The organism is Microvirga sp. KLBC 81 (assembly GCF_003075415.1).
Taxonomy (GTDB): domain Bacteria; phylum Pseudomonadota; class Alphaproteobacteria; order Rhizobiales; family Beijerinckiaceae; genus Microvirga.
Genome location: NZ_QDAH01000001.1, coordinates 148,559 through 164,626 on the forward strand (window position 1 = coordinate 148,559; position 16,068 = coordinate 164,626).

Sequence of the window (16,068 nt, forward strand, 5' to 3'; positions counted from 1 at the left end):
TCATCGAGGCATCGCCATGCTCGATCTGCGCTCTCACTTCTCCCGTTTTCTCAATGCCGAGCCGGAACGCCTGCATTTCGCGGCCCATAGCCACCATCCCTGGCCGAATGTGACACGCGAAGCGCATCTGCAGGCATGGGACGATGCGGCACGCCTCATCGACGACAAATGGGAACATGTGCTCGGTCCCGTCCTCGATGAGTTCCGCGCCCATGTGGCAGGACATCTCAACCTGCCCGATCCAGGCACCATCGCCGTTGCGCCCAATACACATGAGTTCCTCAGGCGCATTCTCTCCTGCTTTCCGACTGAAAAGCCCGTCCGCATCCTGACCTCGGATGGCGAATTTCACTCCTTCAGCCGCCAGATCGCACGGTTGGAGGAGGACAGGGCCGTTGCCGTCACGCGTGTGCCGACAGAGCCTTTCACGAGCTTCGAGGATCGCTTCGCTTCAGCGGCCGGGGATGATTTCGACCTCGTCTTCGTCAGCCAGGTTTTCTTCAACTCGGGCTTTGCGGCAGATGCACGCAGACTTGCGGAAGTCGCCGGCGACAAGGCCATGGTCGTCATCGACGGATATCACGGTTTCATGGCCCGACCGACGGATCTGAGCAGCATCGGGGACCGCGCCTTCTACATCGCCGGCGGCTACAAATATGCCATGGCAGGCGAAGGCGCCTGCTTCATGCATTGCCCGCCCGGTTGGGGATTGCGCCCGCGGGACACCGGCTGGTACGCCGCGTTCGGCAATCTCACCAACGCGCAGAGCGGACAGGTGGGATACAGTACCGACGGCTGGCGCTTCATGGGCGCCACCTTCGACCCGTCAGGCCTGTATCGCTTCAATGCGGTGATGCGCTGGCTCGCGGATGAGAGCATCACGCCTGCGATCATTCATGCGCAAGCAAAGGCGCTGCAGCAACAGTTTCTCCAACGCATCACGGATTGCCCCCTCTTGGGGCAGGCGAAGCTCGTCGTGCCGCAGGACGAGATGCGGCGCGGGAACTTCCTCACCTTCGAAACACCGCAGGCACAAGCGATCTACCGTGATCTCCAGGAACTGCGCGTGATCACGGACGTGCGAGGCCAGCGCCTGCGCTTCGGCTTCGGCCTCTATCAGACGGAGGAAGAAGTCGACGAGTTCACCCGCCGCCTTTACGAGGCGGGCGCTCTTGAACCGTCTTCGGCGGCCTGAGCCGGTTCTTACCGCCCCACCGTCTGCATGCCCGCGGCGGCATAGCGCGTTCCGGCGGCGGCACCTGGCGGAATGATGCGGTCGATGCGCTCGAGATCTTCCTTCGTCAATGTGACGTCGAGAGCGCCGACATTCTGTTCCAGATACTTGCGGCGCTTCGTGCCGGGGATCGGAACGATGTCGTCGCCCTGCGCCAGTACCCAGGCGAGCGCGAGCTGCGCAGGCGTGCAACCCTTCTCCTGCGCCATCGCGTCGATCTCGCGCACGAGGTCGAGGTTCTTCTGGAAATTCCCGCCCTCGAAGCGCGGTGAGGATCGGCGGAAATCGTCCGGCCCGAGGTCGTCGATGCTCTTGATCTGGCCCGTGAGGAAGCCACGACCGAGCGGCGAGTAAGGCACGAAGCCGATGCCGAGTTCGCGGACCGTATCGAGGATCTCATCCTCCGGATCGCGGCTCCAGAGGGAATATTCCGTCTGCAGCGCGGTGATGGGGTGAACCGCGTGCGCGCGGCGAATGGTCTGGGGTGCGGCCTCTGACAGTCCCAAATAGCGCACCTTGCCCTGCCGCACGAGATCGGCCATCGCGCCGACCGTGTCCTCGATCGGCGTCTCAGGATCGACCCTGTGCTGGTAGTACAGATCGATCACATCGACCTTCAGCCGCTTGAGGCTCGCCTCGCAGGCCTGGCGCACGTAATCGGGCTTTCCGTTGATGCCGAGGCGCTCGCCGTTGGGTCCGCGCACATTGCCGAATTTGGTCGCGAGCACCACCTTGTCGCGCCGATCCTGGATGGCGCGGCCAACGAGTTCCTCGTTGTGTCCGACACCGTACATGTCGGCGGTATCGAGGAAGGTGACGCCGAGTTCGATGGCCCGGTGAATCGTGGCAATGGACTCATCCTCGTCATGCCCGCCGTAGAATTCCGACATGCCCATGCAGCCGAGGCCGATGGCAGAGACCGTCAATTGTCCGAGTTGGCGTTGTTGCATGGGAAATCTCCTGGTCCGGCGTGGATGATCGCACGCGCCTGAGACGGCTCGCTTCCCATGAACTAGAGCCCGAACCCGATGTTCCGAGAGATCATTCCGGCATGGCTCGTATGCGCGGGGGTCGCCCGTTAGCGCATCGTGCGGACCCGAAGGGCCGCGTCAGCGACCCGAAGGGCCACGCCAGTGAAAAGTGGCCCCGGTTTTCGCTGACGCGGACCTCCCCCGTCATCACCGGCCTCGTGCCGGTGATCCCGATCCTTTGGAGCGCTGCGCCCTTTGCATCGGGATGGCCGGGACAAGCCCGGCCATGACGAAGGGAAAAGGATCAACCCCAAAAGTGCAGTTCCACTTTTCACGTCCGATGCTTTAGACCGCCTGCCCTGCGCACCAGCCGGACGACCAGGCCCATTGGAAATTGTAGCCGCCGAGCCAACCGGTCACATCCACCACCTCGCCGATCATGTAGAGGCCAGGCATGGATTTCACTTCCATGGTCTTCGAGTCGAGCTCGCGCGTATCGACACCGCCCAAGGTCACCTCGGCAGTGCGATAGCCTTCGGAGCCAGCAGGCTTGAAGCGCCATTGGTTCACCGCCTCGTCGATGCGTCGCAAATGCTTGTCGGAATAATCGGCGAGGTTCGCGGGTCCCTTCTCCGTCTCGGCGACCAGCTGCGCGAGGCGCTTGGGCAGGAATGCGGAAAGTGCCGTCTGAAGCGCCTGCCTGCCGTTCTGCGTACGAACCGAGCGCAGCTCCTCGAACAGATCAGTGCCCGGCAGCATGGAAACGACGATCTCGGAACCCTCGCGCCAATAGGACGAGATCTGCAGGATCGACGGACCGCTCAAGCCACGATGCGTAAAGAGCATCGCCTCGGAAAACTTCGTCTTCCCGCAGGCAACCACCACATCGACGGAAACGCCTGCGAGAGAGCTGAGCCGCTCCAGCATCATCGGCTCGAGCGTGAGTGGAACGAGCGCAGGGCGCGTCTCGACAATGTTCAATCCGAACTGCCGCGCCAGATCATAGCCGAAGCCGGTGGCCCCCATCTTCGGGATCGACTTGCCGCCGGTCGCCACCACGAGAGACCGGCACTGCGCAGCTCCATTCGAGAGCTGGAGGTGGAAACCTCCGTCTGTCTTCTCCACCTGCGTGACGGATGTCTGCAGGCGCAGCTCCACACCCGCCTGCTTCATCTCGGTGAGCAGAAGATCCACGATCTGTCGCGAGGAGCCATCGCAGAACAACTGGCCGAGTGTCTTTTCGTGATAGGCGATGCCATAGCGTTCCACGAGAGCGATGAAGTCACGTTGCGTGTAGCGCCGCAAAGCCGAGATGCAGAAGCTCGGATTCTGCGAGATGTAATTGGCGGGTGAAGCGTTGAGATTGGTGAAGTTGCACCGCCCTCCCCCGGAGATGCGGATCTTCTCGCCGGGCTTGGCGGCATGGTCGAGGATCAGCACGGAGCGGCCGCGCTTTCCCGCTTCGGCGGCGCACATCATGCCGGCGGCGCCAGCGCCGATCACCACAACATCGAACTGTTCCAAGAGACGCTTCCCCAGAGAGCTTTCACGAAAAGCCAAGCGAGCGGCGTTGGTAGTGACTTCCTCCATGCCGTGCAAGCGGGAGCGGACCACGGCCGCTCTTCCCGTCGTCCCCTCTTCGTCATCACCGGCCTTGTGCCGGTGATCCCGATGAGTGAGACGCGGCGCTCTTCCGATCGAGATGGCCGGGACAAGCCCGGCCACGACGGAAGGATGGGTCACGACACGCATCCGTTCAGCGCCGGACCGGGATTGGGAAGGCTGGGCAAGCGTGGTAAGGCCGGGGCCCCGCAACAGCTTTTCCGTATTCCCCATGCCGCACCTTGCCGAATACAGCGCTCTCTTTGCCGCTGCATTCCTCTCGGCCACCATCTTTCCGTTCCAGTCCGAGGCGGTGCTCTTCGGCATGCTGGTGGCGGAGCATTACCCCTGGTGGCTGCTCATCCTCGTAGCCAGCATAGGCAATATTCTCGGCTCGATCGTGAACTGGTTTCTGGGGCGCTTCTTCAGCCACTTCGAAGACCGGCGGTGGTTTCCGGTCAAGCGCGAACAGATGGTGAAAGCCGAAAGATGGTATCACCGCTATGGCCGCTGGACCCTGCTGCTCAGCTGGATGCCGGTCATCGGCGACCCGCTCACCATCGTGGCGGGCGTATTGCGCGAGCCGCTGCCCGTCTTCATCCTTCTCGTCGCCCTCGCCAAGACAGGACGGTATCTCGCAGTCGGAGCCCTGAGTCTGGGCTGGATCTAGCCTCGCGCCAGATCCTTGGCGACAGCAATGAAATGATGGAGCGCCTGCATCTGGTTGTTCTGCTTCTCGCGAAGCCGGCGAAGGTCCATGGCCCGAATTAATATGCGTTATGGCTTAATAGCTTAAGAATAATATATTTCGTGCTCAACCCCGGGAGCCCTATCATTCACCCATGCGTTAAGATGGACTGGCGGCTCCAGGGAGGATGTCATGCCCTTCAATGAACGATCGAAGCACATCACTCAGGGCGTGGCGCGCTCGCCGAACCGGGCCATGTATTACGCTCTGGGCTACGAGAAGGCCGATTTCGACAAGCCGATGATCGGCATTGCCAACGGGCATTCGACCATCACGCCTTGCAATGCGGGTCTTCAGCCTCTCGCGGATGCCGCCGTCGCGGCCATCAGGGAGGCGGGAGCCAATCCGCAGATCTTCGGCACGCCCACCATCTCCGATGGCATGTCCATGGGCACCGAGGGCATGAAGTACTCCCTCATCTCACGCGAGGTGATTGCCGATTGCGTCGAGACCTGCGTGCAGGGCCAGTGGATGGACGGGGTTCTCGTCATTGGCGGCTGCGACAAGAACATGCCGGGCGGCATGATCGGCATCATCCGCGCCGACGTTCCGGCGATCTATGTCTATGGCGGCACCATCAAGCCGGGCCATTGGAAGGGCCAGGATCTGTCCATCGTCTCGGCCTTCGAGGCGGTCGGTGCGTTCATGGCAGGGCAGATGAGCGAGGAGGACTTTGACGGCATCGAGCGTCACGCCTGTCCAACCACGGGCTCCTGCGGCGGCATGTACACGGCCAACACCATGAGCTCGTCCTTCGAAGCGCTCGGCATGTCGCTGCTCTATTCCTCCAACATGGCCAACCCGGATCAGGAAAAAATCGACAGCGCGGCGCAATCGGCTCGTGTCCTGGTCGAGGCGGTGAAGAAAAACATCAAGCCGCGCGACATCATCACCCGCAGATCCATCGAGAATGCCGTCGCGCTGATCATGGCAACGGGAGGCTCGACCAATGCGGTGCTGCATTATCTGGCCATCGCGCATGCGGCGGAGGTGGAATGGACGCTCGACGATTTCGAGCGCATGCGCCGCAAGGTGCCCGTGATCTGCGACCTCAAACCTTCAGGGAAGTACATGGCGGTCGATCTGCACCAGGCAGGCGGCGTGCCGCAGGTACTGAAGATCCTGCTCAATGCGGGGCTTCTGCATGGAAATTGTCTCACGATCACCGGGCAGACGATGGCCGAGGAACTGGCAGGCGTGCCGGACGCACCTCGTGCGGATCAGGATGTCATCTGCCCCATCGAGAAAGCACTCTATGCAGAAGGACATCTTGCCATTCTCAAGGGCAACCTCGCCGAGGCCGGAGCCGTCGCGAAGATCACAGGTCTCAAGAGCCCGGTGATCACCGGTCCGGCACGCGTGTTCGACGATGAGCAATCGGCGATGGACGCAATCCTCTCCGACAGGATCAAGCCGGGCGACATCCTCGTTCTGCGTTATCTCGGACCGAAGGGCGGTCCAGGCATGCCGGAAATGCTGTCGCCCACATCTGCCATCATCGGCCGCGGTCTCGGAGAAAGCGTCGGCCTGATTACCGATGGCCGCTTCTCCGGCGGCACCTGGGGCATGGTCGTGGGACATGTCGCTCCGGAGGCCTACGAAGGCGGCACCATCGCCCTGGTCCAGGAAGGGGACATCATCACCATCGATGCCCACAAGCTGTCATTGCAGCTCGAGGTCGATGACGAGGAGCTTGCCCGGCGGCGCGCCACCTGGCGTCAACCGGCACCGCGCTACACGCGCGGCGTTCTGGCGAAGTTCGCTCAGCTGGCCAAACCAGCCAATGAAGGAGCGGTCACAGGATAGAAAACCTGTCTTCGATGCGCGGAAACCAGCAGGAGCATGCATTCTTCAAGGCCCCTGCAGGCTCGACCAGATCTCCTCCAGGTGACGAGGCCCGAGCACCGCGCCCGAGGCGGCCCGTATCACCGCATGGGTTCCGGCAGGGGCTTCGTTGGTCATGGCCCAGTGAACGGCCTCGCGGAGAGAAGCGAACTCCGTCACGTCGCTCGGGTGCCCTTGCTGGCCGGCAATCGGCTCGTATTGCAGATGGGCCGGGGAATCGAGATCATCCTTCGTGAGCATGGTGCCTCCTGCCCGTTTCATCACGGCTTAAGCAGAACAACGCCGTTCACGGCTCAGACGTTTCAAGCCCAGGTCCGTCCCAATCGGCTTTCCAGACCTCCTGTCCGCGGGAGAGGCAAAGCAGCCCGGCAATTACCTTGCGGCAAAGCACCCTTCCCCACAAGGAATGGCAATTTTTGTTGCAAGTTGCGCAATTTCAGTTGAACAAGGCCCAAAGTTTACGAGGAAACCTATGCCGACCTATCGTTCTCGCACTACCACCCACGGCCGCAACATGGCGGGCGCCCGCGGCCTTTGGCGGGCCACGGGCATGAAGGATTCCGACTTCGGCAAGCCGATCATTGCCGTCGTCAACTCCTTCACCCAGTTCGTGCCGGGCCACGTCCACCTGAAGGATCTGGGCCAGCTGGTCGCGCGGGAGATCGAGAAGGCGGGCGGCGTCGCCAAGGAATTCAACACCATCGCGGTGGATGACGGCATCGCCATGGGCCATGACGGCATGCTCTACTCCCTGCCCTCGCGGGAGCTGATCGCCGATTCCGTGGAATACATGGTCAACGCCCATTGCGCGGACGCCATGGTCTGCATCTCGAACTGCGACAAGATCACCCCCGGCATGCTGATGGCTTCCTTACGCCTCAACATTCCGACGGTCTTCGTCTCCGGTGGGCCGATGGAAGCGGGCAAGGTCGTGCTCAATGGCGTGACCAAGAAGCTCGACCTCGTGGACGCCATGGTCGCCGCCGCCGACGAGAAGGTGGCGGAGGAAGACATCAAGGTCATCGAGCGTTCCGCCTGCCCCACCTGCGGCTCGTGCTCGGGCATGTTCACGGCCAATTCCATGAACTGCCTGACCGAGGCGCTCGGCCTTTCGCTGCCGGGCAACGGCTCGACGCTCGCCACGCATGCCGACCGCCGCCGCCTCTTCGTGGAGGCCGGCCACCTCATCGTCGATCTCGCCCGCCGCTATTACGAGCAGGACGATGCAAGCGTGCTGCCGCGCTCGATCGCTTCATTTGCGGCTTTCGAGAACGCCATGACGCTCGACATCGCCATGGGCGGTTCGAGCAACACGGTGCTGCACCTGCTGGCTGCCGCCTATGAGGCCGAAGTGCCCTTCACCATGGCCGATATCGACCGCCTGTCGCGCCGCGTGCCGGTGCTGTGCAAGGTCGCGCCTGCCGTGTCCAACGTGCACATGGAAGACGTGCACCGCGCCGGCGGCATCATGGGTATCTTAGGGGAGCTCGATCGCGCGGGCCTGCTCGATACCTCCCTGCCGACGGTTCACTCCGAGACCATGAAGTCTGCCCTCGACCGCTGGGACGTGCGCCGCACCAACAGCCATGCCGTGCATGACTTCTACCGCGCCGCGCCCGGCGGCGTGCCCACGCAGACGGCCTTCAGCCAGGAAAGTCGCTACGACAGCCTGGACGTGGACCGCGCCGGCGGCGTCATCCGCGATGCGGAGCACGCCTTCTCGAAGGATGGCGGCCTCGCGGTGCTCTTCGGCAATCTCGCGCTCGACGGCTGCATCGTGAAGACCGCGGGCGTGGACGAGAGCATCCTGAAGTTCTCCGGCCCGGCCCGCATCTTCGAGAGCCAGGACGATGCCGTCAGCGGCATTCTCAACGGCAAGGTCTCGGCCGGCGAGGTCGTCATCATCCGCTACGAGGGTCCGCGCGGCGGACCGGGCATGCAGGAGATGCTCTATCCCACGAGCTACCTGAAGTCGAAAGGCCTCGGAAAGGCTTGCGCGCTCGTCACCGACGGTCGCTTCTCCGGCGGCACCTCGGGCCTCTCCATCGGTCACGTCTCCCCGGAAGCCGCGGAAGGCGGCACCATCGGCCTCGTGCGCGATGGCGACATCATCGAGATCGACATCCCGAACCGCCGCATCCACTTGGCCGTGAACGATGCCGAGCTGGAGCGCCGCCGCGCGGAGCAGGAGGCCAAGGGCTGGCAGCCGGCTCAGCCGCGCAAGCGCAAGGTGTCGGCGGCCCTCAAGGCCTATGCGATGCTCGCCACCAGCGCCGCCAAGGGTGCCGTCCGGCAGATCTGATTTTCTGATCCGGCCCCATCCTCACGTAACGGAACCAGCCAAGGAGGCTGGCGCAGCCTGCGCCAGCCTTTTTGCTTTGGCGCGCCTTTCCCGCGGCTGCGTCATGGAGCCGCCTAGGCCATCCGGCTTAACGACAGCCTTTTATTGATATGTTATATATTTATATTTAATAGCCAGGCTGTATTGCGGCCGTGACGGCAAATTGGATCAGGGGGCACGATCATGGGGACAGGGCAGATCTTCGAGTGGGAAAGCATTACCCAGCCTTCCTACTGGGGCGGACAAATCCTCGCTCCCACTGGCCTCAAGGCCATGGATCAGATCGTCGCTACCGGCGCCAGCACCGTCACGCTCGTCCCCAATTTCTTTCAGACCGACAAATACAGCAATTCGGTAGGGTTGAGGCTCGGCGATCCGAACAATCCCTGGGACAACGAGAGCGATACCTTCGAGCAGGTCAAGCAATCCATTCTCGAGGCCAAGGCACGCGGCCTCAACGTGGTGCTCAAGCCTCATCTCGAAACCGAAAATCGTGTCTGGCGCGCGGAACTCGCTCCCACCGATCCAAAGGCATGGTTCGACAGCTACAAGGCCATGATGGTCGAATACGCCAAGGTGGCGCAGGAGGCCGGCGCGGCGATGATCTGCGTCGGCACCGAGATGGACAGCATGATCGATCCGACCAAGGTCTGCAGCGACGGCAAGACCTACACCGAGAAATGGGCGGAGATCATCGACGCCGTGCGCGCCGTGTACTCGGGCAAGGTCACCTATGCGGCCACCTACTGGACGGTGAAGGATGTCGGGTTCTGGGACAAGGTCGATTATATCGGGGTCGACGCCTATTACCCGCTCGCCCCGAAGCACGCGCCGGACGACACCTCGCCGTACAATCCCACTGTCGACGAGATGGTCGCCGCCTGGACGCAGCCACACTTCAATCCCTGGGTGCGCGACACCCTCCTGGGAGGCAAATCGGTCGTCGAATACTACAAGGCGCTGTCGGAACAGTACGGCAAGAAGGTGATCTTCACCGAGGTCGGCTATCGCAGCCTCGACGGGACGACCACCGATCCCGGCGTGTTCGGCGGATCGCAGGACGCTCCCCCCGACTTCCAGGAGCAGGTCGACGCCTATACGGCGCTTTTCAAGGTGATGGAGAACTACGGCGGCCAATGGCTCGCAGGATCCTTCATCTGGAGCTACTACTCCTTCGAAAACCCGATGGAAGAACGCGGCGTCTCGTGGACGGATTACACCACGCAGCACAAGCCCGCCAACGAAACGATCACCACGCATTATTCCGCCCCTGCTCACACGACCGGCCTTGTCTGGAACGGCACGGCGAGCGCCGACAAACTCGACGGCGGCTACCATAACGACACGCTCAACGGCGGGGGCGGCAATGACAAGCTCTGGGGCGGCAAAGGAAACGACATCCTCAATGGAGGAACCGGCAACGACACCTATTATGTGGATGCCGTGGGCGACCAGGTGAAAGAAAGCTCCACGGGCGGCACCGCCGACAGGGTCTACACCCCCATCAGCTACACGCTGGCCTCTTATGTGGAGCAGCTTTATGCCACCGGCACCTCTGCCCTGACGCTGAAGGGTAACGCCAGCGCCAACACGATTGTCGGCAACGCGGGCAACAACAAGATCTACGGCGTGTCCGGCAGCGACCGGCTCTCCGGCGGCGCCGGCAACGACACGCTGGGTGGCGGCACCGGCCGGGACGTGCTGACGGGCGGCACGGGCAACGACATCTTCGCATTCAAGGAGCGGCCGGGAAGCACCCACTTCGACAAGATCACCGACTACAGCAAGGCTTACGACAGCATCTACCTCGACAACCGGTACATGCCGAAGCTGGGCGGGGTGGGCCGCCTGAGCAGCTCGAAGTTCGTGCTCGGCACCAAGGCTCTCGATGCCAACGACCACCTGATCTACGACAAAGGCACGGGCAACCTGCACTACGACCCGGACGGCTCGGGGGCAGCCGCGCAGGTGCTGATCGGGCAGTTCACCAACAAGGCCGCTCTCGTCTATTCGGAGTTCACCGTGATCTGAGGGGCCCGGAGCCTCGAAAGCCAGAATATCAGCATGCGCATCCAGGATTGAAGGCCCGTCATGCAGTGCTCCAGTCCTGGATGAGCGAGACGTTTATGCTTTATTATAACAAAACATAAGCGTATAAGGCTAAGATCCACCCCTTCTCAAGGCCTCGATCATGCTGAAACTGTCGGCAGCCCTATCACCCATCCTCCTAGCTTCGGCTACGGAGATCTCTTTGACATCGGGACGCGACTCTATCGATGGCACCCGGGCCAACGAAATCTTCGTTGCGGCCTCGGGCACCATCAACAGCGGCGACTTCATCGATGGTGAATGGGGTGTCGATACGCTCAAACTGACTGACGCCGGCCAGTACAACTTATGGACGGCAGGGATTTCTGGCATCGAGATCATTCTCGGCTCGGAGCAGTCGCAGAAATTTTGGATGTTCGCTTACCAGACAACCGACGTCATGATCATCGATGGCGGCGCTGGTACGGACTCCCTGGTCTTGTATGATGGCGGAAATTTCGACCTGACGGGCAAGACGATCACAGGCTTCGAGAAGATCGAACTCTTTAACGGTTCAGCGCAGGTGACGGTCGACAACCTGGCGACCGCGCAGCTTATCGAGGCTTATTACTCGTACAACGACCATCTCATCATCACGAGCGACGTGCTGAGCGATGAACAGCGCCAGGCATTCTTCGCGCGCGGCATCGATAAGATCACCGACGCGGCTGGTCGAATGACAAGCGATGCTCCGCCGCAGCTTCAGAACCTCGACGGAGATCAGATCTTTGTGCCCTTTGGCTCAAGCCTTCGCCTCGATGTTGGCACGGCCGCGGCATTGGGAGTCCAGGACACCGACCTCAAGTTCATGAACGTAACCTTCTCCGGCCCCAGTAATATCAATCTGTCGCTCGATATTCATACGCAGGGAACCGGAGTGACGCTCAGCAACGGGGTGCATGATCAAAGCCTCATATCCGTCGACGGTGTGAACATCGGATCGATCTCCACGTCCACATTGGATGAAACGTGGTCCTTAAAAGTTTATTTTGACGACGCAGCGACTCCGGCACTTGTAGAAAAGCTGATCCGGGCGCTGGCCTTCAAAAACACTCTCTCTGCGGAAAGTCCCGCAGCTCAGTACGAGGTTCAGATTTTACTTAGAGACGCGGGGAACCGGTCAAGCTATTCGACTGTTAAGGTTGGCGTTGGCCCTGCCAATACACACATCCTGACCTCCGGGACTGACAATCTTGCCGGCGACGGAACCGACGAGGTGTTCCTGGCTCCCGAGGAGACCATTACCGCAGGCGATGCCCTCGACGGCGGCGGCGGCACGAATACTCTGCAGCTGTCGGAAGATGGCTTCAGCGATCTGACCAAGTTCGGAAGTCTCGCCAACATCCAGATCCTGCGCGCGACCCGCGATGAGGATCTCATCTTCGCCGATGCTGCGTCTCTTTCCGGGTTTACGAGCATTCAGGGTGGTGCGAGCGTGGACGAGCTGCGTCTGATGGGAGGCAATTACGACCTGCGCGGCAAGACCATTGCGGGTATCGAGACGATCACGATCCTGGACAACGGCACCCTGACCTTCTCGAACAGCACCACGGCTCTTCTCGTGAACGCTCTGCTGGGCAAGGACGTGACGGTCGTTCTTGAGGGAGCTGCGTTCACGGCGCCCGAGTCCGCCCAGCTCTTCCGTCAAGGCGTCAAAACCATTCAGGACAGCGCAGGCACGCACACCAATGCTCCGCCGGAACAGATCGGCCTGAGCCAATCGACGGTGCGGGAGCTCTCTGCCAACGGCACGCCCGTCGGCATGCTTGCAACAGACGATCCAAACCCAGGCGATACCTTCACCTACCGGCTGATCGGAAACGCGAACGGGCGCTTCGCGCTCGGCGCAGACGGGAAGTCTATCGTGGTGGCCAACGGATATGCGCTCGACCGGGAGCAAGCTACATCCCACACCATTGTGGTTGAGGCTAAGGACGGGGCAGGCGCCACCGTCACGCGGAGTCTGACGATCACCGTGGGCGACTGGGCCACGGAAGTCACCAGCGGTTCCTCTGCGAACGACCGCTTCGTGGGCGGTGCAGGCGCCGACCGGCTCTCCGGCGGCTTGGGCAACGACACGCTCAATGGCGGCTATGGCAACGACATCCTCTCGGGCGGCTCGGGCCGGGACACCTTCGTGTTCAAGGACCGGCTGAGCAAGACCGGCAACGTGGACAAGATCGCCGACTACAACAAGGCTTATGACAGCGTCTATCTCGACAACCGGTACATGCCGAAGCTGGGCGGGGTGGGCCGCCTGAGCAACTCGAAGTTCGTGCTCGGCACCAAGGCTCTCGATGCCGACGACCACCTGATCTACGACAAAGGCATGGGCAACCTGTACTACGACCCGGACGGCTCGGGGGCAGCCGCGCAGGTGCTGATCGGGCAGTTCACCAACAAGGCCGCTCTCGTCTACTCCGAGTTCACCGTGATCTGAGAAACTCGAGACGAGAACGACGGCGTGGGCCACGAGACCTGCGCCGCCGCTCACGGAGAAGAATGACGTTTGTTACGCCTTTCCTCCACAGAGCCTGCTTCCAATGGTCCCAATCTTCCTGTTTGCTCTTGACGGAATAGCATTGCGTGACATCCAGTCAGGGATGTTTCAGATCGGCCGAGGGGGAGTCCGATGCGCCATTATGTTCTCGCGGCCATTCTCGCCGGCCTGTCAGGACCGGCCTTTGCTCAAGGAGCATCCGAGGGCCAGGGCATGAAGCTCACGGTGCGTCCCTCCGGTTATGAGGCGGAGCAGAACGAGGCTCAGCGGCGGCAGGAAAAGCTGCTCAAGCGCATGGAGCAGAGCAGCAACCACATGATCCGCTCGATCTGCATCAATTGCGGGGATTCGTGGAAGCATCAGATCTATGCTCCCTTCGATCCTTATGCCTCCTTGAAGCCCTCGGCCCGTCCCTCCGACAATCCGGAAAACTGAGGCTCCTATGCCAAGCCTGTAGGCATTTCTTGCAATCTTGGCCTCTATTGAGCCGGCTGCGCCCGCCCTGTATACCTGAAGGGGCGCAAAGGGGGCCTCGCGTTATCATCTCCGAGAGTGGGGTATCACCGGCCGGTGACGCGAGGTCTGGAATGGCGTGGATTTATCTGACACTGGCGGGCCTGTTCGAGATTGGCTGGGCCATCGGCCTCAAATACACGGATGGCTTCTCCCGGCTGATACCCACGATCCTGACCGCGGGCAGCATGGTGATAAGCGTCCTGCTGCTGGGTGTGGCCCTTAAGACGCTGCCGGTCGGGACCGGATACGCCGTCTGGACCGGCATCGGCACGGTGGGCACCGCCCTGCTGGGTATCGTCCTTCTGGGAGAGCCTGCCACCGCACTCCGCCTTGCCTGCATCGGGCTGATCGTAGCCGGCATCCTCGGCCTCAAACTCGCTTCGGCGTAAGACCGGTTCAGTCGCGTCGCACTCGCACGGGCTGCTTAGCGCATCGTTGAAAACGAACCCGGTTTTCCATTTTCAGGATGCGCTTTTATAGAAGGGAGCATCGGATTAGTCCCAAAAGTGGAGCTCACTTTTCTCGTCCGGTGCTCTAGAGCATCGTGCGGAACCGAAGGGCCGCGTCAGCGAAAAGTGGATCCGGTTTTCCGCACGATGCTCTCATTGACGGAGAAAGCATCGGATGGGTCCCAAAAGTGCAAATCCACTTTTCACGTCCGAGGCTGTAGGCGGAGAGGAAGCCGAAGCCCTCTCCGCTTATGGAATCTGGCATGGAAATGCGGCTCAAAAAACGCATTCTCTAAAGGCAGGCAGGACCGAGCCGCCCCATTCACCATGGTAACGCTCCAGAAGCCGCTCGGCCTGTGTGCGGCCCGAGGAGACGATTTCTTCGGCATAAACGAGATGCTTCGTCTCGTCCTGCCCGGCCCCGTCGAGACAGGCGCGGCGCCTGAGGCCCTCGCGAGAGAGCGCCAGAGCATCGCGCGCGATGTCCTGCACCGAACGTCCGGCGATCTCCGCTTTCAACGCGAGCTTCGGCACGTTGGCGCGCAGTTGCTCGCGCTGCTCAGGCTTCCAGCTCTTCACGAGTTCCCAGCCTCCATCGAGCGCCGTCTCGTCATAGAGCAATCCCGCCCAGAAGGCGGAGAGCGCAACGATGTGCTGAGCATTGCCGACATCAGCGCCACGCATTTCCATGTAGCGCTTCAGGCGCACCTCCGGAAACAGCGTGGAGACGTGGTTCGCCCAATCGGAGCGCGTTGCGCGCTCGCCCGGCAATTGCGCGAGCTTGCCCGCGAGCAGATCGCGGAACGAAGCGCCGGCAACGTCATGGTAAGTCGCATCGCGCTTGACGAAATACATCGGCACGTCGAGCGCCCAATCGACATAACGCTCGTATCCGAAGCCATCCTCGAAAGCGAAGGCCAACATGCCCGTGCGGTCGTTGTCCGTATCGCGCCAGATCTGCGAGCGCATGGAAAGAAAACCGTTGGGCTTACCCTCGGTGAACGGCGAGTTGGCGAAGATTGCCGTCGCGACGGGCTGCAGCGCAAGCGAGACGCGCAGCTTCTTCACCATGTCGGCTTCCGACGCATAATCCATGTTCACCTGCACGGTGGACGTGCGGTACATCATGTCGAGGCCGAGCGAGCCGACCTTCGGCATGTAATTCGTCATGATGCGATAGCGCTTCTTCGGCATCACGGGCGTTTCCGCGCGCGTCCACAGTGGGCTCATGCCGAGCGTCAGAAAGCCGATACCGAGCCTGTCGCCGATGGCCTTCACATCATCGAGATGTCTTGCGGTTTCCTGCGCCGTCTCATGAAGCGTCTTCAGCGGCGCGCCGGAGAGCTCGAATTGTCCGCCCGGCTCCAGCGAGATGGCGGCGCCCCCGACCTCATCGAACAGGCCGATGGGATGGTCGCCTTCCATGATGGGCCCCCAGCCCGTGCGCTCCTGCAGGCCTTCGAGCAGCGCTCGAATGCCTTCGCCGCCGTCATACGGAACGGGGGAGGCGTCGGCCTTGTAGAAGGGAACCTTCTCGTGCTCGGTGCCCAACCGCCACGTCTCGCGCGGCTTTTCACCTTCAGCGATCCACTCGACGAGCTCGGAGCGCGCGCCGATGGGGGTCGTATCGGATACGTCCCGCGCCATACATCACCTCATCCAAAAAGCGCGTTCAAGGCGCGCCGACTCAGGTCGAGACTAGATAGGCGGGTTAAGGCCAAGCTGCAATGAGGGGCGGCCCCACAAAGTGCAGGGCCATCTAGCGCATCGTGCG

Annotated in this window: 12 protein-coding genes; 8 read left to right on the top strand and 4 right to left on the bottom strand. The window is 61.7% G+C overall.

All coding sequences use genetic code 11. The annotated features are described in order from the left end of the window. Positions 1 to 16: 16 nt before the first annotated feature. Positions 17 to 1,195, top strand: a complete 1,179-nt coding sequence (locus tag DC522_RS00745) for an aminotransferase class V-fold PLP-dependent enzyme (protein WP_116526776.1) — start codon at positions 17 to 19, stop codon at positions 1,193 to 1,195. A gap of 8 nt (positions 1,196 to 1,203) precedes the next feature. On the opposite strand, the gene DC522_RS00750 is transcribed toward DC522_RS00745, so the two are convergent. Both DC522_RS00750 and DC522_RS00755 read right to left on the bottom strand, forming a co-directional pair. Then, a complete protein-coding gene (locus tag DC522_RS00750; protein WP_116526777.1) occupies positions 1,204 to 2,184 on the bottom strand; it encodes an aldo/keto reductase in 981 nt (326 codons plus the stop codon). Between the two features lie 366 nt (positions 2,185 to 2,550). Beyond that, positions 2,551 to 3,729, bottom strand: a complete 1,179-nt coding sequence (locus DC522_RS00755) for an NAD(P)/FAD-dependent oxidoreductase (protein ID WP_116526941.1) — start codon at positions 3,727 to 3,729, stop codon at positions 2,551 to 2,553. A 310-nt stretch (positions 3,730 to 4,039) separates the two neighbouring features. On the opposite strand from DC522_RS00755, the gene DC522_RS00760 reads away from it, so the two are divergent. Continuing rightward, positions 4,040 to 4,477 (top strand): YqaA family protein, encoded by a 438-nt coding sequence (locus DC522_RS00760; RefSeq protein ID WP_116526778.1) that lies wholly within the window; start codon positions 4,040 to 4,042, stop codon positions 4,475 to 4,477. A gap of 210 nt (positions 4,478 to 4,687) precedes the next feature. Continuing rightward, positions 4,688 to 6,361: a dihydroxy-acid dehydratase gene (gene ilvD / locus DC522_RS00765; RefSeq protein ID WP_116526779.1), complete on the top strand. Its 1,674-nt coding sequence runs from the start codon at positions 4,688 to 4,690 to the stop codon at positions 6,359 to 6,361. Between the two features lie 45 nt (positions 6,362 to 6,406). Here ilvD (DC522_RS00765) and DC522_RS00770 read toward each other — a convergent pair whose 3' ends face one another. Then, positions 6,407 to 6,640: a hypothetical protein gene (locus DC522_RS00770; RefSeq protein WP_116526780.1), complete on the bottom strand. Its 234-nt coding sequence runs from the start codon at positions 6,638 to 6,640 to the stop codon at positions 6,407 to 6,409. 232 nt (positions 6,641 to 6,872) lie between these two features. Here DC522_RS00770 and ilvD (DC522_RS00775) point away from each other — a divergent pair, with 232 nt between their 5' ends. The 5 genes from ilvD (DC522_RS00775) to sugE all read left to right on the top strand — a co-directional run bounded on the left by ilvD (DC522_RS00775) (position 6,873) and on the right by sugE (position 14,234). Further along, positions 6,873 to 8,702, top strand: a complete 1,830-nt coding sequence (gene ilvD / locus DC522_RS00775; RefSeq protein ID WP_116526781.1) for a dihydroxy-acid dehydratase — start codon at positions 6,873 to 6,875, stop codon at positions 8,700 to 8,702. Between the two features lie 222 nt (positions 8,703 to 8,924). Continuing rightward, positions 8,925 to 10,772, top strand: coding sequence for a hypothetical protein (locus DC522_RS00780; protein ID WP_116526782.1), 1,848 nt, complete (start codon positions 8,925 to 8,927; stop codon positions 10,770 to 10,772). 220 nt (positions 10,773 to 10,992) lie between these two features. Further along, positions 10,993 to 13,269, top strand: a complete 2,277-nt coding sequence (locus DC522_RS37060) for a cadherin domain-containing protein (protein ID WP_305777703.1) — start codon at positions 10,993 to 10,995, stop codon at positions 13,267 to 13,269. Positions 13,270 to 13,461: 192 nt separating this feature from the next. Then, positions 13,462 to 13,764 carry a hypothetical protein gene (locus DC522_RS00790; protein WP_116526784.1) on the top strand — a complete coding sequence of 101 codons (303 nt, stop codon included), beginning with the start codon at positions 13,462 to 13,464 and terminating at the stop codon, positions 13,762 to 13,764. Between the two features lie 152 nt (positions 13,765 to 13,916). Further along, positions 13,917 to 14,234 (top strand): quaternary ammonium compound efflux SMR transporter SugE, encoded by a 318-nt coding sequence (gene sugE / locus DC522_RS00795; RefSeq protein ID WP_116526785.1) that lies wholly within the window; start codon positions 13,917 to 13,919, stop codon positions 14,232 to 14,234. A gap of 336 nt (positions 14,235 to 14,570) precedes the next feature. On the opposite strand, the gene DC522_RS00800 is transcribed toward sugE, so the two are convergent. Then, positions 14,571 to 15,941 (bottom strand): glutamate--cysteine ligase, encoded by a 1,371-nt coding sequence (locus tag DC522_RS00800; RefSeq protein WP_116526786.1) that lies wholly within the window; start codon positions 15,939 to 15,941, stop codon positions 14,571 to 14,573. Positions 15,942 to 16,068: the final 127 nt, after the last annotated feature.